This is a genomic window from Janthinobacterium sp. GL_088 (assembly GCF_057837845.1).
The window spans coordinates 2,323,825-2,349,773 of the sequence record NZ_CM174453.1; the positions used below are offsets into that span (position 1 = coordinate 2,323,825).

At 62.0% G+C, this 25,949-nt stretch carries 21 protein-coding genes; 17 read left to right on the forward strand and 4 right to left on the reverse strand.

The window, feature by feature from the left end; translation table 11 throughout:
- Nucleotides 1-27 precede the first annotated feature (27 nt).
- The 4 genes from AC3IQ7_RS10685 to AC3IQ7_RS10700 all read left to right on the forward strand — a co-directional run bounded on the left by AC3IQ7_RS10685 (nt 28) and on the right by AC3IQ7_RS10700 (nt 4,960).
- A complete protein-coding gene (locus AC3IQ7_RS10685; protein WP_099380826.1) occupies nt 28-1,038 on the forward strand; it encodes a porin in 1,011 nt (336 codons plus the stop codon).
- Between the two features lie 225 nt (nt 1,039-1,263).
- Entirely contained in the window at nt 1,264-3,078 is a 1,815-nt protein-coding gene (gene xsc / locus AC3IQ7_RS10690; protein ID WP_489209447.1) for a sulfoacetaldehyde acetyltransferase, read from the forward strand.
- 117 nt (nt 3,079-3,195) lie between these two features.
- Nucleotides 3,196-4,197, forward strand: a complete 1,002-nt coding sequence (gene pta, locus AC3IQ7_RS10695; RefSeq protein WP_489209449.1) for a phosphate acetyltransferase — start codon at nt 3,196-3,198, stop codon at nt 4,195-4,197.
- A complete protein-coding gene (locus AC3IQ7_RS10700; RefSeq protein WP_489209451.1) occupies nt 4,187-4,960 on the forward strand; it encodes a TSUP family transporter in 774 nt (257 codons plus the stop codon). Before pta ends, AC3IQ7_RS10700 begins: the two co-directional genes overlap by 11 nt.
- Here AC3IQ7_RS10700 and AC3IQ7_RS10705 read toward each other — a convergent pair.
- Nucleotides 4,957-6,354 (reverse strand): RtcB family protein, encoded by a 1,398-nt coding sequence (locus tag AC3IQ7_RS10705; protein ID WP_489209453.1) that lies wholly within the window; start codon nt 6,352-6,354, stop codon nt 4,957-4,959. The genes AC3IQ7_RS10700 and AC3IQ7_RS10705 overlap by 4 nt on opposite strands.
- A gap of 439 nt (nt 6,355-6,793) precedes the next feature.
- Between AC3IQ7_RS10705 and AC3IQ7_RS10710 the strand changes: the two genes are divergently transcribed.
- From AC3IQ7_RS10710 to AC3IQ7_RS10720, 3 genes are all read left to right on the forward strand, one after another.
- Nucleotides 6,794-7,681 carry an RNA ligase family protein gene (locus tag AC3IQ7_RS10710; protein ID WP_489209455.1) on the forward strand — a complete coding sequence of 296 codons (888 nt, stop codon included), beginning with the start codon at nt 6,794-6,796 and terminating at the stop codon, nt 7,679-7,681.
- Nucleotides 7,678-8,817 carry an AAA family ATPase gene (locus tag AC3IQ7_RS10715; RefSeq protein ID WP_489209457.1) on the forward strand — a complete coding sequence of 380 codons (1,140 nt, stop codon included), beginning with the start codon at nt 7,678-7,680 and terminating at the stop codon, nt 8,815-8,817. The genes AC3IQ7_RS10710 and AC3IQ7_RS10715 overlap by 4 nt, the downstream gene beginning before the upstream one ends.
- Before the next feature lie 233 nt (nt 8,818-9,050).
- On the forward strand, nt 9,051-9,938 hold the full coding sequence (locus tag AC3IQ7_RS10720) for an NAD(P)H-binding protein (protein ID WP_489209459.1): 888 nt from the start codon (nt 9,051-9,053) through the stop codon (nt 9,936-9,938).
- 3 nt (nt 9,939-9,941) lie between these two features.
- Here AC3IQ7_RS10720 and AC3IQ7_RS10725 read toward each other — a convergent pair whose 3' ends face one another.
- Genes AC3IQ7_RS10725 through AC3IQ7_RS10735 form a run of 3 tightly spaced genes read right to left on the reverse strand, consistent with a single transcriptional unit; the run spans nt 9,942 to nt 13,532 of the window.
- Nucleotides 9,942-11,672 (reverse strand): cobaltochelatase CobT-related protein, encoded by a 1,731-nt coding sequence (locus tag AC3IQ7_RS10725; protein ID WP_489209461.1) that lies wholly within the window; start codon nt 11,670-11,672, stop codon nt 9,942-9,944.
- Nucleotides 11,669-12,643 (reverse strand): AAA family ATPase, encoded by a 975-nt coding sequence (locus AC3IQ7_RS10730; RefSeq protein WP_322428061.1) that lies wholly within the window; start codon nt 12,641-12,643, stop codon nt 11,669-11,671. Before AC3IQ7_RS10730 ends, AC3IQ7_RS10725 begins: the two co-directional genes overlap by 4 nt.
- A gap of 40 nt (nt 12,644-12,683) precedes the next feature.
- Nucleotides 12,684-13,532: an IclR family transcriptional regulator gene (locus tag AC3IQ7_RS10735; protein ID WP_489209463.1), complete on the reverse strand. Its 849-nt coding sequence runs from the start codon at nt 13,530-13,532 to the stop codon at nt 12,684-12,686.
- Between the two features lie 223 nt (nt 13,533-13,755).
- On the opposite strand from AC3IQ7_RS10735, the gene xsc (AC3IQ7_RS10740) reads away from it, so the two are divergent.
- The 10 genes from xsc (AC3IQ7_RS10740) (at nt 13,756) to AC3IQ7_RS10785 (ending at nt 25,874) form a co-directional block, all read left to right on the forward strand.
- Nucleotides 13,756-15,564 (forward strand): sulfoacetaldehyde acetyltransferase, encoded by a 1,809-nt coding sequence (gene xsc / locus AC3IQ7_RS10740; protein WP_099380833.1) that lies wholly within the window; start codon nt 13,756-13,758, stop codon nt 15,562-15,564.
- Nucleotides 15,565-15,759: 195 nt separating this feature from the next.
- The gene (locus AC3IQ7_RS10745) at nt 15,760-16,179 is read left to right on the forward strand and encodes a nuclear transport factor 2 family protein (protein WP_489209465.1); all 420 of its coding nucleotides are present in this window, start codon (nt 15,760-15,762) and stop codon (nt 16,177-16,179) included.
- A gap of 25 nt (nt 16,180-16,204) precedes the next feature.
- On the forward strand, nt 16,205-17,644 hold the full coding sequence (locus AC3IQ7_RS10750; RefSeq protein WP_099380832.1) for an NAD(P)/FAD-dependent oxidoreductase: 1,440 nt from the start codon (nt 16,205-16,207) through the stop codon (nt 17,642-17,644).
- 119 nt (nt 17,645-17,763) lie between these two features.
- A complete protein-coding gene (gene tauA / locus AC3IQ7_RS10755; protein ID WP_416208761.1) occupies nt 17,764-18,813 on the forward strand; it encodes a taurine ABC transporter substrate-binding protein in 1,050 nt (349 codons plus the stop codon).
- Between the two features lie 84 nt (nt 18,814-18,897).
- On the forward strand, nt 18,898-19,713 hold the full coding sequence (locus tag AC3IQ7_RS10760; protein ID WP_034788398.1) for a taurine ABC transporter ATP-binding protein: 816 nt from the start codon (nt 18,898-18,900) through the stop codon (nt 19,711-19,713).
- A 79-nt stretch (nt 19,714-19,792) separates the two neighbouring features.
- Nucleotides 19,793-20,587, forward strand: a complete 795-nt coding sequence (locus AC3IQ7_RS10765; RefSeq protein WP_051959683.1) for an ABC transporter permease subunit — start codon at nt 19,793-19,795, stop codon at nt 20,585-20,587.
- A 279-nt stretch (nt 20,588-20,866) separates the two neighbouring features.
- Nucleotides 20,867-22,294 carry an amino acid permease gene (locus tag AC3IQ7_RS10770; protein WP_099380816.1) on the forward strand — a complete coding sequence of 476 codons (1,428 nt, stop codon included), beginning with the start codon at nt 20,867-20,869 and terminating at the stop codon, nt 22,292-22,294.
- A complete protein-coding gene (sorA, locus tag AC3IQ7_RS10775; RefSeq protein WP_322428064.1) occupies nt 22,287-23,507 on the forward strand; it encodes a SorA family sulfite dehydrogenase catalytic subunit in 1,221 nt (406 codons plus the stop codon). Before AC3IQ7_RS10770 ends, sorA begins: the two co-directional genes overlap by 8 nt.
- Nucleotides 23,508-23,517: 10 nt before the next feature.
- Nucleotides 23,518-24,135 (forward strand): SorB family sulfite dehydrogenase c-type cytochrome subunit, encoded by a 618-nt coding sequence (sorB, locus tag AC3IQ7_RS10780; protein WP_099380814.1) that lies wholly within the window; start codon nt 23,518-23,520, stop codon nt 24,133-24,135.
- 299 nt (nt 24,136-24,434) lie between these two features.
- Complete coding sequence (locus AC3IQ7_RS10785) at nt 24,435-25,874, forward strand: glycoside hydrolase family 19 protein (RefSeq protein WP_489209469.1); 1,440 nt, start codon at nt 24,435-24,437, stop codon at nt 25,872-25,874.
- The last annotated feature ends 75 nt before the right edge of the window (nt 25,875-25,949 follow it).

The following is a 25,949-nucleotide window of genomic DNA, read 5'->3' on the forward strand; positions in this document are numbered from 1 at the left end:
ATAAAAACCACAATACCTGGAGATGACATGAAACACACACTCGTAGCGGCAGCCGTCCTGGCCTCCTTCTTTGCCGGCAACGCCAGCGCCCAATCGTCCGTCACCGTGTACGGCTTGCTTGACGCGGGCCTGACGTCTGAACACGGCGGCGCGGACGGTTCCGTCACCAAGCTGGCCACCGGCGTGCAATCGGGCAGCCGTATCGGCTTCAAGGGCACGGAAGACCTGGGCAATAATTTGAAAGCCAATTTCTTGCTGGAAAATGGTCTCGACGTGGATACGGGCGCCAACCGCCAAGGCGCCTTGTTCGGACGCAAGGCTTACGTGGGCCTGTCGGGCGGTTTCGGCGCCGTGAACCTGGGTTTGCAGCACAACCCGCTGTTCACCGCGCTGGACAATATCGACCCCTTCGAGACGGGCATGACGGGCGCCTCGATCAACCTGATGAGCGTGGCCAGCCTGCGCACGAAAAACTCTATCATGTACGAGACGCCGAAGGTAAACGGCTTGTCGGCCGCCGTGATGTACGGCCTCGGCGAAAAGCCGGACAGCAACACCCTGGGCCGCACCATCGACTTTTCCATCGATTACGCCAATGGCCCGCTGGTGCTGACCCTGGCGCACGATAACCGCAAGGATACGCCGCTGAACACGGCCAAGGTCACCTTGCTGGGTGGCACCTACGACTTCGGCCCCGCCAAGCTGCACGCCGCATATGAAACGGACAAGGATGATGCGGGCACGGATTTCCGCAACTATATGCTGGGCGCCTCGGCCCCCGTGGGCGCGGCGGGCAGCGTGATGGCGTCCTACATCAAGAAGGATGACCGCACGAATGCGCGCCGCGGCGGGCGCCAGCTCGCCATCGGCTACACCTATGCCTTGTCCAAGCGCACGAATCTGTACACCTCGTACGGCCGCATCAACAACGATGGCGCGGGCAGCAATTTTGTTGGCGACGCATCGAGCGGCGGCAGCGTGCCCTTGCCTGGGCATAACTCGAGCGCCTTTACGGCCGGCATGCGCTTGAAGTTCTAAGCACGGCGGCGCAGAAAGAGATGGCGGCTTGTCTGTTGCGGATAAGCCGCCATTGTTGTTTCAGGAGCGGACCTAAGTCACGGATTCCGGATTCAGGAATGAAACAGTCCGATTTTTCACGAATTTTCATTGACAGCGCATTTCGCAACCGTTAAATTGAACACGTATTTCAAATATCGGAACAAAATATACCGATTTTTCATAAAACTGTAAGGAGACTGAGCCATGACCGATTTGTCCGACCAAAAAGCCGCCGCCGCAGCAATACCTGTGGGCCCGCAAAAGATGACGCCTTCCGAAGCGTTCGTGGAAACCCTGGCCGCCAATGGCGTGACCGACATGTTCGGCATCATGGGCTCGGCCTTCATGGACCCGATGGATATCTTTGCGCCGGCCGGCATCCGTTTGATTCCCGTCGTGCACGAGCAGGGCGCCGGCCACATGGCTGACGGCTATGCCCGCGTCTCGGGCCGCCATGGCGTCGTCATCGGCCAGAACGGCCCCGGCATCAGCAATTGCGTCACCGCCATTGCCGCCGCCTACTGGGCGCACACGCCCGTCGTGATCATCACGCCGGAAACGGGCACGATGAGCATGGGCCTGGGCGGTTTCCAGGAAGCGAACCAGCTGCCGATGTTCGAAGAATTTACGAAATATCAAGGCCACGTCACCCATCCGGCCCGCATGGCCGAATACACGGGCCGCTGTTTTGACCGCGCCATGTCCGAAATGGGCCCGACGCAACTGAATATCCCGCGCGACTATTTCTATGGCGAAATCAAGGCCGAGATTCCAAAGCCGAACCGTCTGGACCGCGGCGCCGGCGGCGAGCAAAGCCTCAACGATGCGGCCGAATTGCTGGCCAAGGCCAAGTTCCCCGTGATCATCTCGGGCGGCGGCGTCGTCATGGGTGAAGCGATCGAGGAATGCAAGGCGCTGGCCGAGCGCCTCGGCGCTCCCGTCGTCAACAGCTACCTGCATAACGACTCGTTCCCCGCCAGCCATCCGCTGTGGTGTGGTCCGCTCGGCTACCAGGGTTCCAAGGCGGCCATGAAACTGATCGCCAAGGCCGATGTCGTCGTCGCCCTCGGTTCGCGCCTGGGGCCGTTCGGCACCTTGCCGCAGCATGGCATGGATTACTGGCCGAAGAATGCCAAGATCATCCAGATCGATGCCGACAACAAGATGCTCGGTCTGGTGAAAAAGATTTCGGTGGGCATTTGCGGCGACGCCAAGGCGGCCGCGAAAGCCATCCTGTCCCGCCTGGATGGCAAGACGCTCGACTGCGACGCCACGCGCGACGAGCGCTACGCCACCGTGCAAGCGGAAAAAGCCGCATGGGAAGAGGAGTTGACCAACTGGACGCACGAGAAAGATGCGTACAGCCTGGACATGATTGAGGAACAGAAGAAAGAGCCGGGCAACTATCTGCATCCGCGCCAAGTGCTGCGCGAGCTGGAAAAAGCCATGCCGGAAGACGTGATGGTGTCGACCGACATCGGCAACATCAACTCGGTGGCCAATAGTTACCTGCGCTTTGAAAAGCCGCGCAGCTTCTTTGCGGCGATGAGCTTTGGCAACTGCGGCTATGCCTTCCCGACCATCATCGGCGCGAAAGTGGCCGCGCCGCACCGTCCGGCAGTGTCGTATGCGGGCGACGGCGCCTGGGGCATGAGCCTGATGGAAACGATGACCTGCGTGCGCCACAACATTCCCGTGACGGCCGTGGTGTTCCACAACCGCCAGTGGGGCGCGGAAAAGAAAAACCAGGTCGATTTCTACAACCGCCGTTTTGTGGCCGGTGAGCTGGACAACCAGAGCTTTGCCGAGATTGCGCGGGCCATGGGCGCCGAAGGCATCACGGTCGACAAGCTGGAAGACGTGGGCCCGGCCCTGAAGAAAGCGATCGACATGCAGATGAATGAAGGCAAGACCACCATCATCGAAATCATGTGCACGCGCGAACTGGGCGACCCGTTCCGCCGCGATGCGCTGAGCAAGCCGATCCGTCACCTGGACAAGTACAAAGACTACGTGTAATCAGTCAGCAGTCTGCCCGATCCTTGTATGACCCCGGCAATCGCGCCGGGTTTTATGTGCCGGAACCATCTTCATGCTTCCGTGGTTCCGGCATTTTTTTACCGAATTGGAGTCGCCATGAAAGCCCTGCACCGCATCATCGCGCAAGCCCGCGCCGTGCCGAAAAACATCGTCTTGTGCGAGGGCGACGACGTGCGCGTGCTGCAGGCGGCCGCGCGGGCGGCAAGCGAAGGCCTGGCGCACGTCACCATCGTCGGCAAGCCGGCCGCCATCCTGGCGCTGGCGCGCGAGCACGTGCTGGACCTGGACGCCGTGCGCCTGGTTGACCCGGAAATTTCCGACGAGTCGGAACACTACGCCCAGCAATTGTTTGTGCTGCGTCAAGCCAAGGGCATGACGGTGGAGCAGGCCAGAATCGCCGTGCAAGACCCGCTGTGCTATGCCAACCTGATGGTGCGCCTGGGCGATGCGGACGGCTGCGTGGCGGGGGCCGTGCACACGACGGCCGACGTGGTGCGCAGCGCCATCCAGATCATCGGCGTCGATCCGGCCTTCAAGCTCGTGTCCAGCTTTTTCCTGATGATGCTGTGCGAGCCTTTTCATAGCCTCAAGGGCGGCTTCATCTTTTCCGACTGCGCCCTCGTGGTCGACCCGAAAGCCGAGGAACTGGCCGACATCGCCATGGCCGCCGCCGACAGCGCGCAAGCCTTGCTGATGGAAGAGCCGCGCGTGGCCATGCTGTCGTTTTCCACCAGCGGCAGCGCCCACCACGCGGCCGTCGACAAGGTGCATGCGGCAACAGACCGGGTCAAGGCCCAGCGTCCGTTGCTGGCCATCGATGGCGACGTGCAGCTCGACGCGGCCATCGTGGCCGAGATTTCGCAGAGAAAAGTCAAGGATTCCGTCGTCAATGGCCGCGCGAATGTGCTGGTGTTCCCGAACCTGGACGCGGGCAATATCGGCTATAAACTGGCCGAGCGCATGGGCGGCGCCGTGGCCATCGGCCCCTTGCTGCAAGGCTTGAACAAGCCCGCCAACGATTTGTCGCGCGGCTGCAGCGCGATTGATGTGTATAACGTGATTGCGGTCACGTCCGTGCAGGCCCAGGGTGGCCGCTGAATTGTTCAGCCTGCCCGTGCTGGCGCTGCTGGGCGTGGTGGCGGCGGGCACGTATTTCCAGACCGTCACGGGCTTTGGCCTGGGCATGATCGTCATGGGAGTGGCAAGCGGCCTGGGCCTGGCGCCCGTGCCCGCGCTGGCGGCCCTCGTCAGTTTGTTGTCCTTGGCCAATTGCCTCGTGGCCTTGCCGGGCGCCTTGCACCACCTGGACTGGCGCGCCATCCGCGCGGCCAGCATCGGCTTGCTGCCAGCCATGGCGGCCGGCGTCTTGCTGTTGGGATACCTGGACCAGGCGTATGCGCCTGTCCTGAAACTGTTATTGGGCGCGGCCATCGTGTATGGCGGCGTCAGCATCCTGCTGCAGGCGCCGCCGGGACCGGGCGCGGCGGACAAGCGCAGTTTCTTCATCAGTGGCGTGTGCGGCGGCCTGTTCTCGGGCCTGTTTTCGCTGGCCGGGCCACCGCTCGTTTACCAGTTCTACCGCCAGGAAATGAGTTTAAAGACCATCCGTTACAGCCTGATTTTCCTGTTCGCCATCAGCGCGGGCGGGCGCTCGCTGATGGCGGGCAGCCAGGGCCAGCTCGATGCGAAAGTGCTACTTTTATGCATGCTGGCCCTGCCTGTGGGCGTGCTGGCCACGATGGCCGGCAAGCGCTACCCGCCGCCCATCGCCCAGCGCGGCATGCGCCGCATCGCGTTTGCCGTGCTGACTGTGATCGGCCTCTCGCTGATGGCGGCGGCCGTGCCGCAATTGCTGCGCTAAGCCTTGAACGTCAATAAAGGTTTCAAGCGCGCCACCGATTGCAGCAAGCCCGCTTCCTCCTGCGCGGCGATGACGGGACCGATCTTTTTATACGCCATCGGCGCTTCCTCGACGCGACGCTCTTCGCGCAGGGTCACGCACTCGAATGCCATCTCGTCGCCGCCCACCGTGGGCCGCATGGCGCGCATGGCTTGGCGGCGGATGCTGCGCCCCGCGCCATGCGAGCATGACCACAGCCAGTCGGGATTGCCCATCCCCGTTGCCACGTAGGAATAGTCGCCCATGGAACCGGGGATCAGCGCCAAGTCGCCTGCGCGCGCGGGCGTGGCGCCCTTGCGGTGGATGTTCATGCCGTGCTCGCGCAGGATGACGTTGTGCGGCACGTCCACCACCAGGCGGGATTGATCCTGCGCAAACACCTGCGACAGGCTGTCGCGCACCAGTTCGGCCAATACCATGCGGTTGACCCAGGCGTAGCGCGACGCCACGCCCATGGCGTCCATGTATTCGCCGGCCAGTTCGCCCGTCAAGCCGTACAGGCCCGACTGCGGGTGGCGCACGCCTTTCGGCCATGCTTCCCTGGCGCGGTCCATCCAGCGGCTGCCGACGAAAAAGCCCACGTCGCGGCTGCCGCTGTGGATCATGACGACCACTTCGCCCGGCACCAGCCCGTGCCGGTACGCGGCGTGACGGTCCATGACGGAGTCGACCAGCTGGATTTCCACGAAATGGTTGCCCGATCCTGTGGTGCCCAGGCTGGGGTCGCGTATCACTTCGCGCGTGCCCACCAGCGCTTCGGGCGCATGGCGCAAGCCGCCGCCCAGTTCGCGCAGGGCGATGCAATCGTCGAGCTCGCGCAACAGGCGTTCCTTGTTGACGCGGGGCCACAAGCCCTCATTGTGCAAGCTGTCGATGAACGCTTCCGGCCCCACGTCGAACAGGGCGGCAAACGCCCTCGAGCGCAGCGGCACGTTGCGGCCATCTTCCAGCAGCACATGTTTGAGCTTGCTCAATAGCTGCGGCTTGCGCGCTTCGAACTGGGCCTGGGTCAAGCCGGTCGTGATCAGGCGCATGCCGCAGGCGATGTCCGTGCCGGGAATGGCGGGGATCACCATGTCGGGACTGGTGGCGACGATGCTGCCCACGGGCGCAATGCTGCCAGGGTGAAAGTCGGGCGTGGCACAGGCCTTGCACACATGGCCATCCTGGCCCGGTACGGCGACGGCGGCAAACGCCATCAACTGGCGCACGGCTTTTTCCTCGAGGGGAAAGTTGTGGGGCAGCAGCACGGACGCCTGCGCGTGTGGATTGCTGAGTGTATAAATGCCGTCGGCATAGGCGACGGCGATGCCCTGGCGGCGCAGGGCTTTTTGTAATCTGGATATGGGAAACACGATTCTGCTCCGGAAATAACGAATGCACGGCCCTTTTGCAAGGGCCATGTTTGTTTTCCACGCAGCAGCGACAGGAAGTGCCGCCAGCTTAGCAAACTTCGTGCGGATTGCAAAGCGGGGGGGGGGGGCGCAAGGGGGCGCACAATACGCGTAGCCACTTGCAAAATAATCAAACAGCCTTTATATTCGCGGTTCTTTCTAGAACCTCTTCCTTATTGGAGCCAAAAGTGCCTCGCTACTTCGCCATCACCTGCTAACGCTGACGAAATGCTCTTTGCAGCATCGTTCGGCGCGTTGACGCCCCCGATTGCTGCGGCACTGTTTTTGTTCCATCCGCACACGTATCCAAGACTCTGCTCTTGATCGTCCACGCCCGAACACGTCGTCAGCACCTCTGACCCTGTATGGACACGCCCCGGTGAACGCGGCGTGGGACGCTATGTTTTTACAATCTTTGCCCTTATTCAAATACCCGCGCACGCCGCACCTGGAAGGCTCGCGCCTGCAGGACGGCGACGACGGTTCCGACCAGATGCCCCTGAAAAAGCTGGCCGGCCAGTACGTCGTCATCGAGGAAAAAATCGATGGCGCCAACTCCGCCGTGTCGTTCAGCGATGCGGGCGAGGTGCTGCTGCAGTCGCGCGGCCATTACCTGGCGGGCGGCGGCAGCGAACGCCAGTTCAACCTGCTCAAACCGTGGGCGCATGCGCACGAACACGCCTTGTTGCATCTGCTGGAAGACCAGTTTGTGCTGTTTGGCGAATGGTCGTACAGCAAGCATTCCGTGTTTTACGACCGGCTGCCCCATTACTTCAACGAGTTCGACGTGTACTGCCGCCGCAGCCAGATGTTCTTGTCGACGGCGCGCCGCCACGCCATGCTGGCCGGCTCACCCGTGTTATCGGTTCCCGTGTTGTATGCGGGATTGATGCCGACTTCGCCGAAACAGCTGTGGCAGCTGCTGCGTCATTCGCTGGCCAAGTCCCGTCTTTGGCGCGACACATTTGAACACGCGGTGGCGCGCGAACGCCTGCCGCTGGACCTGTGCTGGAAGCAGACGGACAAGTCCGACCACGCGGAGGGCCTGTACCTGAAAGTGGAAGACGACGAGCAAGTGCTGGCCCGCTACAAGCTGGTGCGGCATGACTTTACGCAAACCATCCTCGACAGCGGTTCGCACCACAGCACGCGGCCATTGATCCCGAACCAGCTGGCCGAGGGCGTCGACCTGTACGCGCCGCAGCCGCTGGTGACCTGGGAGAGCCTGGGCTTGCACACCTGCCGGTCGCTGGACGAACTGGCAACCTTTTCAAGGAGTACAAGATGAACTGGAAACAGTTACAACAACTGGTGCCGTCGGCGGGCCAGTCGCCCGATTTCGATGCCTGCCTGGCTGCCTTTCCCCAGCTGGAACTGGCCAAGACGACGCCGCAAAACCCCGTGTATCACGCGGAAGGCGATGTGTGGACGCATACGATGATGGTGGTCGAATCCCTGCTGGGCATGCTTGAATATCAGCAAGCCACGCGGGCGGAACAGGAAATCGTGTTCCTGGCCGCCTTGCTGCACGACGTGGCCAAGTGCAGCACCACGGTGATCGATCCGGTGACGGGCGCCATCGGCCAGCCGGGCCACTCGCGCAAGGGCGCCCTCGATGCGCGCATCGCCCTGTGGGATTGCGACGTGCCGTTTGCCGCGCGCGAGGAAATCTGCCGCCTGATCAATGTGCACCAGGTGCCGTTCTTTGCGCTGGAGTCGTCGCGGCGCGGCGTCACGCCGGAATTTACCGTGCGCGAGCTGTCGTGGCAAGTTGATATCCGCCTGCTGGCCATGCTGGCCGAAGCCGATATCCGCGGCCGCATCTGTCCCGATCCGCAGCGCATTTTGGATGCCATCGAGCTGTTCCGCGAACTGGCGCACGAGGAGGGCTGCTATGGCCAGCGGCGCGCCTTTGTCGACGACCATACGCGCGTGAAATATTTTCGCGGTGCCGAGGCGCATCCCGACTATCCCCTGTTCCAGGAAGCGGGTTCGCACGTGATCGTCATGTCGGGCTTGCCCGCGTCGGGCAAGAACACGTGGGTGGAGAAGCATCATCCGCGCCTGCCCGTCGTGTCGTTTGACGATGCGCGGACGGCCCTGGGCTTGAAGCACGGTAAAAACGAAGGGCAGGTGGGCGACTATGCGGAAGAGCGGGCGCGCGAACTGTTGCGCAAGGGCGAACCGTTCGTGTGGAACGCCACGCATCTGTCCAAGCTGATGCGCGAAAAGACGCTCAACCTGCTGTATAAATACCAAGCGCAGGTGGAGCTCGTGTACCTGGAACAGCCGCGCAAGGAATTACTGCGGCGCAACGGCCAGCGCGACACATCGCTCAGCAACAAGAAACTGCAAGCGATGCTGTGGAACTGGGAAATCCCGCTGCCGATGGAAGCGCATGCCGTGCGTTACTGCGTCGACTAGACCATGCCAGGGCCATGCAACGCTCAAGCGCCGTCGAAAGCGCTTGACCGGGCGGGCGCTACGCGCCATGCTGGGCGCATGACACTTGTTTTCCCTTCTTTCCTGTAAGCCAGCCGCAGATCCGCCCCGCAGGGGGCGGGCCGCCGCATGGCCATCTTTGATCTCATCACATCATCTGCGAGCGGTGCCGCCCCGGCATGGGGCGCGCCTGCGCTCGCCACAAGGAAAAGAACATGAAAACAATGCACCTCGCCGTCGCCGGCGCCTCCGGCCAATTGGGTTCCCTCGTCGTCAATGAACTCATCCAACTAAGGGCCAGCCGGCCCGATATGGCGCTCACGGCCATCACCCGCGCGCCGGAACGCCACGCAGCGTGGCAGGAACAGGGCATCGGCGTGCGCTTTGGCGACTTTGAGCAGCCGCAGGGCCTGGCGGCAGCCTTTCACGGCGTCGAGCGCCTGTTGCTGATCAGCACGAATACCATCGACGGCACGGATCGGCGGCTGAAACAGCACCGCCATGCCATCGAAGCGGCGCGCCAGGCTGGTGTCGGGCATATCGTCTACACCTCGTTCCTGCAGCCGGAAGAGGGCAAGCGCTCGCTGCTGAACGACGACCACCGGGCCACGGAAGCGCTGCTGGCGGATAGCGGCATCGGCCACACGATCTTGCGCAATGCGTTTTACCAGGATTTGCTGCTGGTAGTGCTCGGCACCGCGGCCGTGGATGGCCAGCTGCGCACGGCCATGGGACAAGGCCATGTGTCGTACGTGGCGCGCGAGGATTGTGCGCATGCGGCTGCCGTGGCGCTATCGGATGGCTACCTTGGCAGCCGTATCCTGGACATTACCGGTCCTGCCGCCCTCGATGCGCAGGCGCTGGCCGCCATCGCCGCCCAGGTATTCGGCAGGTCCGTCAAGGTCGTGCCTCTCGATGCGGAAGAGCGCGTGCGCCATTTCATTGCCGGTGGCATGCCGGCGCCGATGGCGCAGATGCTGGCGGGCATCGAGCGCTGGCTGGCCACCGATGCGATGCACATCGTCAGTGACGACTATGGCGCGTTGACGGGCAGGCAGGCATCATCCGTGCAAGCCTTCCTGCAGGCACTTCCGCCGGCATAACGATTATTTTTTCCGCCCACCGAGCAACTGCGCAATCTCGTTGAACAGTTCATTGTTCAGCGAGGCGGGCAGGGTGGTGGCCAGGCTGCGGCTGTAGTAGGCGCCCAGGTCCAGTCCCAGTCCCAGGCCGCATATCTCGATGGCACCCTGCGTTTCGCGGCGCGCCACCACCTGTTTCAGATGTTGCGCCAGGTAAAACTCGTCGTTGGCCAGGTTCGTGGCTGTATCCATCGGGCAACCGTCGGAGACGACGAGCAGGATGCGCCGCCGTTCCGGGCGCGCCAGCATGCGGCTGCACGCCCAGTCCACGGCTTCGCCATCGACGCCTTCGCGGTACAGGTCCGCCTTCAGCAGCGCCGCGATGTCGGGCCGCGCGCGGCGCCAGCTCGTATCGCCATCCTTGAAAACCATGTGTACGAGTTCATTCAAGCGGCCCGGATTCGCCGGAGAGCGGGCGCGCATCCAGTCGCGCTTGATTCGTCCCCCGTTCCACGCACCCGTCGTAAAGCCCAGCAACTCCGTGGCGATGCCCGCCTGGTCCAGCGCGCGCAGCAGAATGTCGAGCAGCACGGCCACGGATTCCGCATGCGTTTTCATGGAGCCGGAGCAGTCGACAAGAAAGGTGACGAGGCAATCGGCCTGCGGCAGGAATTGTTCCTTGCGGAACAGCCTGCGCTCGGACGGTGAACTGATCAGCTGCGCCAGGCGGCGGCCATCGATATAACCTTCTTCCTCGCCAAACGACCAGCCATCGCGCTGGGGCACGGCCAGCAGTTGCGTGAAACGCCGCGCCAGGCGGGCCGTGTTGATGCCCAGGCTGGCGATGCGACCATCCATGCGTTCGCGGTAGTCGAGCAGCAGGGCGCGGCGCACGAGCTCGCCCGCTTTTTCCTCGCGGTCATATGCCGTGGAGTAAGTCTTGTAGCCGCCATCGCCATCGCTGAAGGCGCGGCTGTCGCCCAGTGGGGCGGCGTCTGGAATATTGTCGTTATCGCTGTCGAAATCGAGCAGCAGCTTGAAGGCTGCCTGCGCCTTGGCGTCGCCGGCATCGTCCTGCTGGCCATCCTGCGCCGCTTGCGCCTCTTTCAGCATGGCATGGACGGCGTGGGCGATGGCCAGTGCGTGGCGGGCAAAGGCCGCCTGGTCGGCACGGTGGCGGCGCAAGCCGGCCAGGTCGCCGCTCAGCTGCGACGACAGGGACCAGCGCGTCGCCTCGATAAAATCTTCCGTCTTTTCCAGCACGGGCCTGGCCGTCAGGCGTGACCAGCACATCTGGAACACTGTATACAAGAGCAAGCCCGATGCGCCTTCCGCCAGGCCGGAATCGTAGAACGCGTGCGACCAGGCAGTAAAACGGTGGCGCAGGTTGTGGATGACACCAGCGTGGTGCTCGGGCGCAAGCGTTTCCACTCGTAACTGCTCCAGCAACTCGAAGACGAGGCGCGCCACGGGCTCGGCTGGACACAGGGACTTGTGCAGGGCCGCATCCGTGTGCAGTAGGCGCAGGGCCACGCTGTCGGCCGCGCCGCGCAGCGACGGCAAATCCTGCAGCGCCGCATCGGACTGCAGATGGGCCGAGTGGATGGGCAGCGGGCGGTGGCCGTCGTGCAGGCGCCGGCCCCGGTAGCGTATCGAGGGAGAACCGCTGAGGGCGCGGATGGCGCCCGCGCACAGTTCATCCGTTTCCTGCTGCTCGCGCGTGTAGGCGGCAGGAATGATGGCTTCAGTGCTCATGCCTGGCTCGCCAGCAATTCCTCATTGAAACAGCGCTGGTAATACTCGGCCACCATGGGGCGCTCGGCCTCGTCGCATTTGTTGAGGAAGGACAGGCGGAAGGCCAGGGCCGGGTCGCGGAAGATCTGGCAATTCTCCGCCCAGGTAATCACCGTGCGCGGCGACATCAGGCAGGCCAGGTCGCCCGCCGCATAGCCGTGGCGCGTGAGGCTGGCCACGGCCACCATGCTGCTCGCCAACTGGCGGCCCGCCTCGTCGTTCATGGCGGGGACTCTGGCCAGGACGATCTGCGTTTCCTCGTCCTGCGGCAAATAGTTTAGGGTGGCAACAATGTTCCAGCGGTCGATCTGCGCGTGGTTCAGCACTTGGGTGCCGTGGTACATGCCGTTCAGGTTGCCCAGGCCCACCGTATTCGAGGTGGCGAACAAACGGAAGTGGGGGTGGGGCGTGATGACCCGGTTCTGGTCGAGCAGGGTGAACTTGCCGTCGCGTTCCAGAATGCGCTGGATGACGAACATCACGTCGGGGCGGCCCGCGTCGTACTCGTCGAAGATCAGGGCCACGGGCCTTTGCAGCGACCAGGGCACGATGCCTTCCTGGAATTCCGTCACCTGCTGCTGCTCGCGCAGCACGATGGCGTCCTTGCCGACCAGGTCCAGGCGGCTGATGTGGCCGTCCAGGTTGACCCGCACGCAAGGCCAGTTCAGGCGCGCCGCCACCTGCTCGATATGCGTGGACTTGCCCGTGCCGTGCAAGCCCTGCACCATCACGCGGCGGTTATGCGTGAAGCCGGCCAGTATCGCCAAGGTGACATCCTTGTTGAAGCGGTAGGCGGGATCGATGTCGGGCACGTGCGGGTCGCGCTCGGTAAACACGGGCACGAGCAGGTCGCTGTCAATACTGAACAGGCTGCGCACGGACTGCAAGGTTTGCGCTGCGGCGGCGGGGGGATGTTGGCGTGAATCTGGCACCTTGTTCTCCTGTGAAGCCGCAGCATGGGTGCCGCAGCGGTTATGTGTGAGTTGCGGAATTACCGGTTTGCAATGCGTCGTCGTCCCCGCCCGTCGTCGGCATAGTTTCCGATTCGATGGCGGCCAGGGCTTGCGCGGCGCGCTGCAATGCAGGCAAGAAATGTAAAGCCTTGTCGTGCGTCAAACGGATAATGGGCGCCTGGATGGCCACGGCCAGGTTCGAGCGGCCGTTCGCGTTCGGCACCAGCACGGCCACGCACAGCAGGCCGGGCAGGAATTCCTCGTCGTCCAGCGCATAGCCGTTGCGGCGCACCAGTTCCAGTTCGCGTTCCAGCTTGACGGGGTCCGTTTCCGTCTTGTCCGTAAAGCGCGTCAATTCCATGTGGCCCAGCAGGCGGCGCCGTTGCACTGGCGTCATTTGCGCCAGGAACAGCTTGCCGCTCGATGAGCAGTGGGCCGGCACCCGCGAACCGGGATGCAGGTAGAAGCGCAGCGGCGCCGCCGTTTCCACCCTGTCCAGGTACACCACTTCGCTGCCGCTGAAGGCCGTCAAGTTGCAGCTTTCGCCCACTTCCTCGACCAGCTGGCGCAAGACCATGCGGCGGGCGCCATGGAAGGTGTTGTTAATCAAGAGGTTCGACGCCAGCCGGCGCAGGCGAACGCCCGTGCTGTAGTGGCGGCCATCGCTTTCGCGCTGCAGCACGCCCACGCTTTCCAGCTGTTGCAGCATGCGGTGCAGGGTGGGCTTGGGCAAGCCCGTTTCTTCCACCAGCGCTTGCAGCGACAGCAACTGGTCTTTCTCGGCAATCACTTCCAGCAAGGCAAACAAACGCATCGTGGGCGTGTCGCCTTCCAGTTTTTCCGGCTCAAGTTTTGGGGATGAAATCATGTCCATGGTGGCCTCGGTTGGGTATCTGAGTGTTACATCAGCTTATTTCATTTTCGAACTCAAATTGTACCGTTTCCTTGAAAATCTGTTTGACTTTTGCACGTCGAACGCTTAAATTGAATTGTATATCAAATTTCGGAACAAAATATACCGATTTTTGATAAATAAGTTGATCATTTCACTGCAGTTCATTACAACAGACCAGGAGACACCCATGAATGACATGACCGAGCAAAAAGCCGCCGCCGCAGCGGCTACCCCTACCGGCCCGCAAAAGATGACGCCTTCCGAAGCGTTCGTGGAAACCCTGGCCGCCAATGGCGTGACCGACATGTTCGGCATCATGGGCTCGGCCTTCATGGACCCGATGGATATTTTTGCCCCAGCCGGCATCCGTTTGATTCCCGTCGTGCACGAGCAGGGCGCCGGCCACATGGCTGACGGCTATGCCCGCGTCTCGGGCCGCCATGGCGTCGTTATCGGCCAGAACGGCCCCGGCATCAGCAATTGCGTCACCGCCATTGCCGCCGCCTACTGGGCGCACACCCCCGTCGTGATCATCACGCCGGAAACGGGCACGATGAGCATGGGCCTGGGCGGTTTCCAGGAAGCGAATCAGCTGCCGATGTTCGAGGAATTTACGAAATATCAAGGCCACGTCACCCATCCGGCCCGCATGGCCGAATACACGGGCCGTTGTTTTGACCGCGCCATGTCCGAAATGGGCCCGACGCAACTGAACATCCCGCGCGACTATTTCTATGGCGAAATCAAGGCGGAAATCCCGAAACCGAACCGCCTCGACCGTGGCGCCGGCGGCGAGCAAAGCCTCAATGACGCAGCGGAATTGCTGGCGAAAGCCAAGTTCCCCGTGATCATCTCGGGCGGCGGCGTCGTCATGGGCGAAGCGATCGAGGAATGCAAGGCGCTGGCCGAACGCCTCGGCGCTCCCGTCGTCAACAGCTACCTGCATAACGACTCGTTCCCCGCCAGCCATCCGCTGTGGTGCGGTCCGCTCGGCTACCAGGGTTCCAAGGCGGCCATGAAACTGATCGCCAAGGCCGACGTCGTCGTCGCCCTCGGTTCGCGCCTGGGGCCGTTCGGCACCTTGCCGCAGCATGGCATGGATTACTGGCCGAAGAACGCCAAGATCATCCAGATCGATGCCGACAACAAGATGCTGGGTTTGGTCAAAAAGATTTCGGTGGGCATCTGCGGCGACGCCAAGGCGGCCGCGAAAGCCATCCTGTCCCGCCTGGATGGCAAGACCCTCGACTGCGACGCCACGCGCGACGAGCGCTATGCCGCCGTGCAAGCGGAAAAAGCCGCATGGGAAGAGGAGTTGACCAACTGGACGCACGAGAAAGATGCGTACAGCCTGGACATGATCGAAGAGCAAAAGAAAGAGCCGGGCAGCTATCTGCACCCGCGCCAGGTCTTGCGCGAGCTGGAAAAAGCCATGCCGGAAGACGTGATGGTGTCGACCGACATCGGCAACATCAACTCGGTGGCGAACAGCTATCTGCGCTTTGAAAAGCCGCGCAGCTTCTTTGCGGCGATGAGCTTTGGCAACTGCGGCTATGCCTTCCCGACCATCATCGGCGCGAAAGTGGCTGCGCCGCACCGTCCTGCCGTGTCGTACGCGGGCGACGGCGCCTGGGGCATGAGCTTGATGGAAACGATGACTTGCGTGCGCCACAACATTCCCGTGACGGCCGTGGTGTTCCACAACCGCCAGTGGGGGGCGGAAAAGAAAAACCAGGTCGATTTCTACAACCGCCGCTTCGTCGCCGGTGAACTCGACAACCAGAGCTTCGCCGAGATTGCGCGGGCCATGGGCGCCGAAGGCATCACGGTCGACAAGCTGGAAGACGTGGGTCCGGCCCTGAAGAAAGCGATCGACATGCAGATGAATGAAGGCAAGACCACCATCATCGAAATCATGTGCACGCGCGAACTGGGCGACCCGTTCCGCCGCGATGCGCTGAGCAAGCCGATCCGTCACCTGGACAAATATAAAGACTATGTTTAAGTAAGCCAGCCTGTGAGGATGGGCTGTGACCAAATTCTCACAGATTGTCACGAATACATCATAATTTCATTAAAGAATACAAGGCGTCCCGTTTTTTTGGATTATTTGATTTGACAAGGCCATGCTTAAGGCTTAAATTCAATAAAAGACAAAAAACGGAACGTAGCGTATCAAAAACGATTTACGGAGATAGCCATGAACCACCCTGTACCGCACACCGACGCCGTCACCACCGACTTTCTGCAAGCGTTCGGCGATGCCTGGAACCGCCACGATATCGACGCCCTGATGGCGGCCATGGCCGATGACTGCGAATTCCACGCCGTGGCCGGCCCTGACTTGCTGGGCAAGAGTTTTATTGGCCGCGACGCCGTGCGCGCCGGCTTCGAGCTGGCCTGGCAAACCTTCCCCGACGCCGCCTGGCTTAATCCAGAACACTTCGTCTGCGGCGAGCGCGGCGTGACGGAATCGACGTTTGCCGGCACCAAGGCGGACGGCACGCGCATCGAAGCGCGCATGGTCGACATTTTTACTTTCCGCGACGGCAAGATCGCCGTGAAGAACGCTTTCCGCAAGGATCGCCCACCCGTCGCTACCGGCAACAAAGCCGCCTGAGCCAGCACGTTCACCGGGAATGATCATGAACAAACCTGTCGACACCCCATCTGACGTACTGGGCAACAGCACCGCTGCCCGCACGCCCTACGATCCCGCCTTCGATCCGCTGGTGGCCCAGCGCCCCGGCCACGGCAATGCCTACGCGCCCACCTACTGGATCGGCACGGCCGGCGAACCGCCCGCCGATGACGGCCCCATCACGCATGACATCGACGTCGACGTGGCCATCATCGGCTCGGGTTTTACCGGCCTCTCCTGCGCCATCTTCCTGGCCCAGGAACACGGCATCAAGGCCACCGTGCTGGAAGCGAACCGCGTCAGCTGGGGCTGCAGCACGCGCAATGGCGGCCAGGCGCAATGCACGACGGGCCGCCTGAAGCGCTCGCAGTGGATAGACCGCTATGGGCTGGACACGGCCCTGAAACTGCACACGGAAGTGTGCGACGCGATGGAAACGTTCAAGAAGATCACGGCCGATATCGATTGCGACCCGCAGCCGGGCGGCCACCTGTACATCGCCCACAAGGCGAAAGCCATGCCCGCGCTGGAAAAAGAAGCCAAGATCATGCGCGAGATCTTCAAGTATGACGCGCGCATCCTCGACGCCGATACCGTCAAGCGCGAATTCGTCGACGACAAGGAAGCGGCCGGCGCGCTGCACGAGCCGGAAGGCATCGGCATCCACGCGGGCAAGCTGGCGTTCGGCTACCTGCGCAAGGCGCGCGCGCTGGGCGCCAAAGTGCACCCGTCCAGCCCGGTGATGGGCTGGGAAACGCGCAATGGCGTGCATTATCTGCAAACGCCAGGCGGCGTGGTGCGTGCCCGTGCCGTGGCCGTGGCCACGGGCGGCTACACCTCGCCGCACCTGCACCCGCAAGTGAAAAACCGCTTGCTGCCGATTCTGTCGAACTCGCTCGTCACGCGCCCGTTGACCCCGGCGGAAATCGCGGCGTGCAATTTCCGCACCCACCAGGTGATCACGGATACGCGCATCCTGCGCCACTACTACCGCTTGATGCCGGACAACCGCGTGCAGATCGGCAGCCGCAGTGCCATCACGGGCGCCGACGCGCCGGACGAGAAATACAAACAGTTTTTGATCAACGATCTGCACCGCAAGTTCCCCGCGCTGACCGGGATCGGCATCGATTATTCGTGGTGGGGCTGGGTCGACGTCAGCCACGACATGATGCCGCGCATCGTGCAACCGGACCCGAAGCAATCGATCTTCTATTCGCTCGGTTACGGCGGCAACGGCGTCATGTACTCGGCGCAGGCGGGCCGGCGCATGGCCGAGCGCATCGCGGGCAAGGCCAGCGACACGGGCTTGCCGATCTTCAATTCCAAATTGCCATATCCCAACATGATGGAACTGGTCGAATCGCAAGCCTTCGCCCCGTTCCGCCGCCTGGGCCAGCGCTTCCTGTACCGCTGGTATCACTTGAAGGATGAAGTGTTTTAAATAGCAGTAGCCGTACCAAGCCGCCGTATGGTTGACAAAGAGCAACCAGCGGCGCCTGTTCCGCAAGGAGCAGATATTGCCCGAACGTTCACACATAACAATAAATCTTGGAGTGAGACATGAACACAAATACGAGCAAAACGGTTTTTTCAACGATGCGCCGCGCCGTCCTCGGCACCCTGGTGCTGGGCGTAGTGGCGGCCTCCAGCGGTACCGCCTTTGCGCAAGGCAAGGAAGTGACGATTGCCTACCAGGAAATCAACGGTCCCTTCCTGGTGGCCATCGCCAGCGGCGAAGTGGAAAAAACCACCGGCTATAAAATCAACTGGCGCAAGTTCGATTCGGGCGCCAAGGTAGCCACCGGCATGGCGTCCGGCGACGTGCAGATCGGCGTCATCGGTTCCAGCCCTCTGACGGCGGCCGTCAGCCGCGGTGTCGACCTGCAGCTGTTCTGGATCATCGACGACATCAACGAAGCCGAAGCGATGGTGGCCCGCAATGGCGCCGGCATCACCAAGCCGACCGACTTGCGCGGCAAGAAAATCGCCGTGCCTTTCGTTTCCACCACGCACTTCCACACCATGTTCGCGTTGGAAACGTGGGGCATCAAGCCCACGGAAGTGAAATTGCTGAACATGCAGCCGAACCAGATCGCCGCGGCCTGGGAACGGGGCGATATCGATGCCGCCTTCGTGTGGGATCCGGCCTTGAGCAAGCTCAAGCAAAACGGCAAGGTGCTCGTCACCTCTGGCGAACTGAGCAAGAAGGGCAAGGCCACGTTTGACGGCATGGCCGTCGAGCGCGCCTGGGGCGAGGCGAATGCCGACTTCATGGCCAAGTTCGTCAAGGTGATGGCCGCTGCCGACGCCGACTACCGCGCCAATCCGAAAGCGTGGACCATTGATTCCCCGCAAGTGAAAGCCAACGTCAAGCATTCGGGCGCGGCCGCCAAGGACGTGGCCGCTTCAGTGGCGCTGTACGCCTATCCATCGTTGCAGGAGCAAGCGTCGCCGGCCTGGCTCGGCGGTGGCGCGAAGGGCGGCGTGGCGCAAGCCTTGCTGGCCACGGCGCAATTCCTGAAGGGCGAAGGCAAGATCGACACCCTGGCAACAGATTACGCCAAGTATGTGACACCCAAGTATGCACAGGCCGCCGGCCTGCTGAAGTAAACGTTGTGCGATGGCGCGCCTGCGGGCGCGCTGACTGAACAGAATGCGTTGAACTGAAGTGACTACACCTATGCGGGGCACATGATGGAAAATCTCTACGTCAAGGATGTCAGCGTGATTTATCCGGGCAAGACGGCCGGTGAACGCGTACATGCCTTAAATAATATCAATCTCACCATCAATAGCGGCGACTTCGTCGTCGCGCTGGGCGCCTCGGGTTGCGGCAAGACAACCTTGCTCAGTCTGATGGCGGGCTTTATCGCCCCGTCCAAGGGCGAGATTATGCTCGGAGACAATAAAGTGGAAGGGCCGGGCGCCGACCGTGGCGTCGTATTCCAGAAGCATGCCTTGCTGCCATGGCTGAACGTGATGGAAAACGTGGAGTTCGGCTTGAAACTGCAAGGCGTGGCTAAGGCCGTGCGGCGCGAACAGGCGGCGAAGAACCTGGCGCTGGTCGGCTTGAAGGACTTTCACGACAATATGATTTATCAATTGTCGGGCGGCATGCAGCAAAGGGTGGGCATCGCCCGCGCCCTGACCAGCAATCCCGCCATGCTGCTGATGGATGAACCGATGGCGGCGCTCGACGCGCTGACGCGCGAAACCATCCAGGAGTTGCTGCTCGATATCTGGGCCAAGTCCAGCACCATGTTCTTCTTCATTACCCACAGCGTCGACGAGGCGCTGTTCCTGGCGAACCGGCTGATCGTCATGTCGCCCCGTCCGGGCCGCATCACGCACACGTATGAACTCGATTTCAACAAGCGCTTCCTCGAATGCCGCGATGCGCGCGCCGTGAAATCGAGTCCGGACTTCATCAAGATGCGCGAAACGGTGCTCAACATCATTTATGGCGACGAACGCGCCGTCAATAAAGAGTTGGAGGTGTCCCATGCATAGCCCATCCGTCGTGGGATTTCCTCCCACCACCGCCAAGCGCGCCGGTTTCTTTGGCCGCCTGTTCGCTCCCCGCTGCGCCATGCCCGGTGAAGCGTTCGGCGCGCCGGGGCAGGGCAATTCCAGCCGCATCGCTACCGTCACCGTCATCGCCGTGCTGCTGTTGTGGTTTGGCGTGACGGCCAGCGGCATGGTCAAACCGCTGTTTTTACCGTCGCCGCAAGCCGTGTATGAAAAATTCATCATGGCGGCCACCACCGGTTTCGGCGGCGCCACGCTGTGGGAACACACGGTCGCCAGTCTGGTGCGCGTGTTCGGTGCCTTTGGCCTGGCCTGCCTGTTCGCCATTCCCATCGGCGTGATGATGGGCGTCAATCGCGTGGCACGCGGCATCTTCGATCCCTTGATCGAGTTCTACCGTCCGCTGCCGCCGCTCGCCTACTTGCCACTGGTCATCATCTGGTTCGGCATCGGCGAGTTTTCGAAGGTCTACCTGATCTTCCTGGCCATCTTCGCGCCGATGGCGATTGCGGCCCGCGCCGGCGTCAGTTCCGTGTCGCTGGAGCAAATCCACGCGGCGTATTCGATGGGCGCCACCCGTTTCCAGGTGATCGTGCACGTGATTTTGCGCGCCGCGATTCCGGAAATCCTCACCGGCATGCGCATCGGCATCGGCGTGGGCTGGACCACCCTGGTGGCGGGCGAAATGGTGGCGGCCACGCGTGGCCTCGGCTACATGGTGCTGAGCGCTTCCGAGTTTCTGGCCAGCGACGTGGTGATCATGGGCATCATCGTGATCGGCTTCTTTGCTTTCCTGTTTGATTTGATGATGCGTTACCTCGAACGTACCCTCGTGCCATGGAAGGGCAAGGTGTAAGACGTTCCCGGGAGTGGCGCGCACGCCACAAGTGTTGCCGCCGCTCCCTTTTTTTTAGCAACCCTAACTGTACGTAACCTCCAGCGCGCTTGCCCCTTGGCTGCCGCGCCGGGCCGCTGCATTTCCAGATTGACTTATGGAATGCGGCCAACCAGACTGATTCACACGATGTATCGATGCTGCTTGACGGTGTTGCCTAAATAAAACAAAGCCGCGCGGCAAGAACAAGCCGCAGCAGGCAGGGCGCACCGGGCTTCAGAGATTTTCAGGAGACAAAACATGATTAGCGAATCGCATAACAGTACCGGCTTGCAGCACTCGCTCAAGCAACGCCACATGAGCATGATCGCCATCGGCGGCGTGATCGGCGCCGGCCTCTTTGTCGGCAGCGGCGTCATCGCCAAGGCCGCCGGCCCGGCCGCCATCCTTTCCTTCCTGCTCACGGGCGGCCTCGTCGTCCTGATCATGCGTATGCTGGGCGAACTGGCCTCGTCCCTGCCCGTGGTCGGCTCCTTTTACGAATATGCGCGCCTGGCTTTCGACGACAAGCCGAAGGTCTCGAAATTCCTCGGCTTCATGAGCGGCTGGATGTACTGGTATTTCTGGGTCGTCGTCGTGGCGCTGGAAGCCATCGCCGGCGCGAAACTGGTCAACTTCTGGTTGCCAGACGTGCCGTCGTGGTCGATCAGCCTGGTGCTGCTTGTCTCGATGACCGTGCTCAATCTGTTCTCCGTGAAAGCGTTCGGTGAATTCGAGTTCTGGTTCGCCTCGATCAAGGTGGTCGCCATCATCGTCTTCCTGTTTGTCGGCGCCCTGTTCATCACGGGCAGCTTGCCCAACAGCATTCCGACCCTGGGCTTTTTGACCAGCAACGGCGGCTTCATGCCGCATGGCTGGGGGCCTGTATTGAGTGGCGCCGTCGCCGCCACGGCCTTTTATTCGGGCGCCGAGATCGTCACCATCGCCGCCGCCGAAACGTCGGACCCGGCCAAGGCCATCGCCCGCGCCACCAATTCCGTCATCACGCGCGTGCTGATGTTTTATGTGGGATCCATGTTTGTTGTCGTCTGCATCGTGCCCTGGGATTCGCCGGCCATCGCCACGCCTTTCGTCAGCGCCCTGACCGTCATGAACATCCCGTACGCGGCCCACATCATGAACGCCATCATTTTGACGGCCGTGCTGTCTGCCCTGAATTCCAGCCTGTACGCTTCGTCGCGCATGATCTTTGCGCTGACGCGCCGCGGCGACGCCCCCACGGGCCTGGTCAAGCTGAGCAAGAACGGCGTGCCGATTCGCGCCATTTTGTTCAGCACCTTGTTCGCCTATTTCGCCATCGCCGTCTCGTATGTGTCAGCCGACCTGGTGTTCCCCTTCATCGTCAACTCCTACGGTATCCTGATCCTGTTCGTCTACCTGCTCATTGCGATATCTCAATTGCGCCTCCGTCGCCGGCTGGAACGCGAATGCCCGGAACGCATCAAGGTGCGCATGTGGCTGTTTCCCTACCTGACGTATTTCACCATCATCGCCATGCTGGTGATCCTGGGCGCCATGAGCGTGTCGTCCGATACGGAGCAGCGCGTGTCGTTCTGGTTCGGCCTGTTGAGCGTGGTCATCATGAGCGTCATGTACTACATCAAGAAACTGGTCAACGACGACCGCAACGGCGGCAACGAAGCCAAGGTGGAGCTCAAACATGTCTGATACGACCTTGTTGCCCGCAGGCCGGCGCCGCTTCCTGCGCACGACGGCCGCCCTGGGCGCCGCCGTCGTGGCCGGCCCAGCCTTGGCGGAGTCCGTCACTTTGCCGTTTGAAAACGGCGAGCGCGAGCTGGTGGCCTTCCCGCAAAAGCGTCCGCTGATCCTGCTGACCAGCCGTCCGCCCCAGCTGGAAACGCCGTTCAGCGTGTTCAATGAAGGCGCGATCACGCCCAACGACGCGTTTTTCGTGCGCTACCACTGGAGTGGCTTGCCCACCAGCATCGATGGTGGCAGCTACCGGCTGCGCATCGGCGGCCTTGTCAAAACGCCTTTGGAATTGTCGCTGGCGGAACTGAAACAGCTGGCCGCGCCCGTCGAGGTGGTGGCCGTGACGCAATGTTCGGGCAATAGCCGCGGCTTTTTCGCGCCGCGCGCGAATGGCGGGCAGCTGGGTAATGGCGCCATGGGCAATGCCCGCTGGACGGGCATCCCCCTGAAAACCGTGCTGGAAAAGGCCGGCATCGCGGCCAGCGCCGTGCAGGTCGCCTTTAATGGCCTGGAAACGCCGCCCGTGGGTGATGGCCCCGATTTTCAGAAAGCCTTGTCGGTCGAGCACATCATGGCCGGCGACGTCATGCTGGCTTGGGCCATGAATGGCGAAGACATTCCTTTCCTGAACGGCTATCCGCTGCGCCTGATCGTGCCCGGCTTCTATGGCACCTACTGGGTCAAGCACCTGAGCGACATCACCGTGCTCGACAAGCCCTTCGACGGCTTCTGGATGAGCACGGGCTACCGCATTCCCGACAACGGCTCCGGCTTCATCGAACCGGGCACGCCTGTGGGCAAGACGACGCCGATCAGCCGCCTCAACGTGCGCTCGTTCATTACCAGCGTGCAAGATGGTGCGCAAGTGAAAGCGGGGCGCGACCTGGCACTGCGCGGCATCGCTTTTGATGGCGGCCAGGGCATCAGCGAAGTGACCGTGTCGGTGGACGGCGGCCAGACGTGGCAGGAAGCGAAGCTGGGCAAGGATCTGGGGCGCTTTTCGTTCCGCGAGTGGACGCTGATGTTGAAGGCGCCGCGCAAGGGCAAGCATGTGCTGATGGTGCGCGCCGTCAACCGCATCGGCCAGAGCCAGCCCATGAAAGCCCTGTGGAATCCCATGGGTTATATGCGCAACGTGGTGGAAACCACGCGCATCCAGGCAGTCTGAGGAGAACCATATGAAGATATTACTTGCCGCGCTGGCACTGTCGGCGGCGGGCGGCGCGTGCGCGCTGGAAATCCATTTGCCACCGGAAACGGCGACTTATAAACCCAGCGAATTGCCCGGCTACCAGCTGGTGCAGCGCAACTGCATGACGTGCCACGCGGCCCAGTATGCATCGAGCCAGCCGCCCGCCTCGCCGCGCGCCTACTGGGAAGCGACCGTCAAGAAGATGAAAAAACCGTTTGGCGCGCAGTTTGATGATGCGGACATGCCGGCCATGGTCGATTACCTGGTGAAAACCTATGGTGCGGAACGGGGCGCCATCGTACCTGCCGCCGTTGCCAAACCCGTCGTAGCCGCAGCCGCTGTCCCGGCCGCCAGCGGCAAGGACGTGAAAACCTTGCTGGCGGCGAACGGCTGCATGGCTTGCCATGCGCTCGACCAGAAGGTGGTCGGCCCCGGCTTTGCGGAAGTGGCAGCCAGATACAAGGGCAAGGACAGTGTTGCTGCCGTGGCGGCCAACATCCGCAGCGGCGGCGCCGGCAAATGGGGACCCGTGCCCATGCCGCCGTTCAGCCAGCTCAGTGCAGCGGATGCGGCGAGCCTGGCGAAGTACGTGCTGAACAGATAAGTTCGTCCTTGTTGCGCGGCAACCCTTAATACCACTTGCCGCCACCCATCTTGCGCGGTATTGCCCGCTGCCATTACGCAGCGGGCTTTTTTTTACGTCCGCCATTCGCCATTGCATCGCTTGCCAGCGCAGCGATCGCTACCACTGGTATTGTAAAAAACACCGTTATATAAAACCACTTGACTACCAATTTAGGGCGTCGCATTCTCTGTGCAGAAAGCCGACGCTTCGCTGTGCTTTCTTTACGTACAACATAAAAAGCTACTTCGATAGTTTTCGTATAACGTTCAGGAGACATTGTGAAGACACGGCAAATTAGCCGGCTGGCCTCGCCTTTGATGGCTGGCCTGCTGGGCAGCGCGCTGCTCGCTTGCGGCGGCAATTCCACCACCGAATCCCCATCAACCCTGCTGGCCGGCATGGTCGCCAGCGACAGTTGCGCGGCCTGGAGCGCCGCTGCCGTCTACACGGCGGGCCAGTGCGCCGTCTACGACGGCAAGGTGTACCGGGCCAAATGGTGGGTGCAGGGCACGGCGCCGAACAACGACCAGTGGGGGCCGTGGAGCCTTGATACGACCACTCCAACTCCGACTCCCACCCCGACTCCAACACCCACCCCGACTCCAACGCCCACTCCGACGCCAGGCGTGCCCACCAAGGCCCAGGCCGAGGCGAACGAGGCGGCGCTGACGAACAACGATTTCTTCCGCAAGGTCAAGGCCTCGATCCGCACCCTGGGCAATACGGCCGTCGAGGCGGTGCAGCCTGGACTGGCCAGCAATCCGCTCAACGTCAAACGGGTCGAGCGCCTGCTGCCGGCGGCGAAGTGGGATTACTATTTTGCCGCGCGCGACGCCAGCTACACGTATCAGCGCTTCCTGCAAGCCGTGGCCAAGTTCCCCGCCGTGTGCGACGATTACAGCGACGGACGCAATGCGGACGCCATCTGCCGCCACAGCCTGTCCACCATGTTCGCCCATTTTGTGCAGGAAACGGGCGACCACAACGCCAGCAGTCCGCTGCCGCAATGGCGCCAGGGCTTGAAGTATTTGCGCGAGCTGGGCTGCGACGAGACGGGCGCCGGTTGCGGCTACAACGTCGAGTGCGCCGATCCCGTCTTCAACAAGGTGTGGACCTGCGGCAAGAATGCCGACGGCAGCTTCAAAAAGTATTTTGGACGCGGCGCCAAGCAGCTGTCGTACAACTACAACTATGGGCCGTTTTCCCAAGCCATGCATGACGGCGATCAATCCGTGCTGCTGAAAAATCCGGACCTGGTGGCGTCGACCTGGCTGAACCTGGCCTCGGCCACGTTCTTCTTTGTCTATCCGCAACCGCCGAAGCCGTCGATGCTGCATGTGCTCGACGGCACGTGGGTGCCGAACGCGGCCGATACGACGGCGGGTGCGGGCAATAACTTCGCCACCACCATCATGATCATCAACGCCGAATGCGGGCAGGGCACGGAAAAGCAGGCCGCGCAAAACCGCATCGATTACTACAAACAATTTGCCGCCGACATGGGCTGGGATTATTCCGGCGAACAATTGTCTTGCGCCAACATGCAACGCTTCACCCCGGCCAGTTCCGCTTCCTACAACATCTATTGGGAAAAGAACTGGAGCGCCGGTGGCGACAACCAATGCCAGCTGGTCAGCTATCAAACCCCGTACAGCGCCTTGCTGGCCGGGAACTACGTGAAATGCGTGGAAGCCAACTGGAATGTGAAGTTGCAGTAGCAGCAAAAGCAGGAAAGCCGGCCAGGGATAACAGTTGACAAGAGCCCCTCGAGGGGCCTGCAACAGCTCTCGATG

Coding starts and splice junctions, on each gene's coding strand:
- AC3IQ7_RS10725 (WP_489209461.1), bottom strand. CDS start 11,672: ATGAGCACTGAAGCCATCATTCCTGCCGCCTACACGCGCGAGCAGCAG.
- tauA (WP_416208761.1), top strand. CDS start 17,764: ATGAACACAAATACGAGCAAAACGGTTTTTTCAACGATGCGCCGCGCC.
- AC3IQ7_RS10760 (WP_034788398.1), top strand. CDS start 18,898: ATGGAAAATCTCTACGTCAAGGATGTCAGCGTGATTTATCCGGGCAAG.
- AC3IQ7_RS10720 (WP_489209459.1), top strand. CDS start 9,051: ATGAAAACAATGCACCTCGCCGTCGCCGGCGCCTCCGGCCAATTGGGT.
- AC3IQ7_RS10715 (WP_489209457.1), top strand. CDS start 7,678: ATGAACTGGAAACAGTTACAACAACTGGTGCCGTCGGCGGGCCAGTCG.
- AC3IQ7_RS10750 (WP_099380832.1), top strand. CDS start 16,205: ATGAACAAACCTGTCGACACCCCATCTGACGTACTGGGCAACAGCACC.
- xsc (WP_099380833.1), top strand. CDS start 13,756: ATGACCGAGCAAAAAGCCGCCGCCGCAGCGGCTACCCCTACCGGCCCG.
- AC3IQ7_RS10685 (WP_099380826.1), top strand. CDS start 28: ATGAAACACACACTCGTAGCGGCAGCCGTCCTGGCCTCCTTCTTTGCC.
- xsc (WP_489209447.1), top strand. CDS start 1,264: ATGACCGATTTGTCCGACCAAAAAGCCGCCGCCGCAGCAATACCTGTG.
- AC3IQ7_RS10770 (WP_099380816.1), top strand. CDS start 20,867: ATGATTAGCGAATCGCATAACAGTACCGGCTTGCAGCACTCGCTCAAG.
- sorA (WP_322428064.1), top strand. CDS start 22,287: ATGTCTGATACGACCTTGTTGCCCGCAGGCCGGCGCCGCTTCCTGCGC.
- AC3IQ7_RS10710 (WP_489209455.1), top strand. CDS start 6,794: ATGTTTTTACAATCTTTGCCCTTATTCAAATACCCGCGCACGCCGCAC.
- AC3IQ7_RS10735 (WP_489209463.1), bottom strand. CDS start 13,532: ATGATTTCATCCCCAAAACTTGAGCCGGAAAAACTGGAAGGCGACACG.
- AC3IQ7_RS10765 (WP_051959683.1), top strand. CDS start 19,793: ATGCCCGGTGAAGCGTTCGGCGCGCCGGGGCAGGGCAATTCCAGCCGC.
- pta (WP_489209449.1), top strand. CDS start 3,196: ATGAAAGCCCTGCACCGCATCATCGCGCAAGCCCGCGCCGTGCCGAAA.
- sorB (WP_099380814.1), top strand. CDS start 23,518: ATGAAGATATTACTTGCCGCGCTGGCACTGTCGGCGGCGGGCGGCGCG.
- AC3IQ7_RS10745 (WP_489209465.1), top strand. CDS start 15,760: ATGAACCACCCTGTACCGCACACCGACGCCGTCACCACCGACTTTCTG.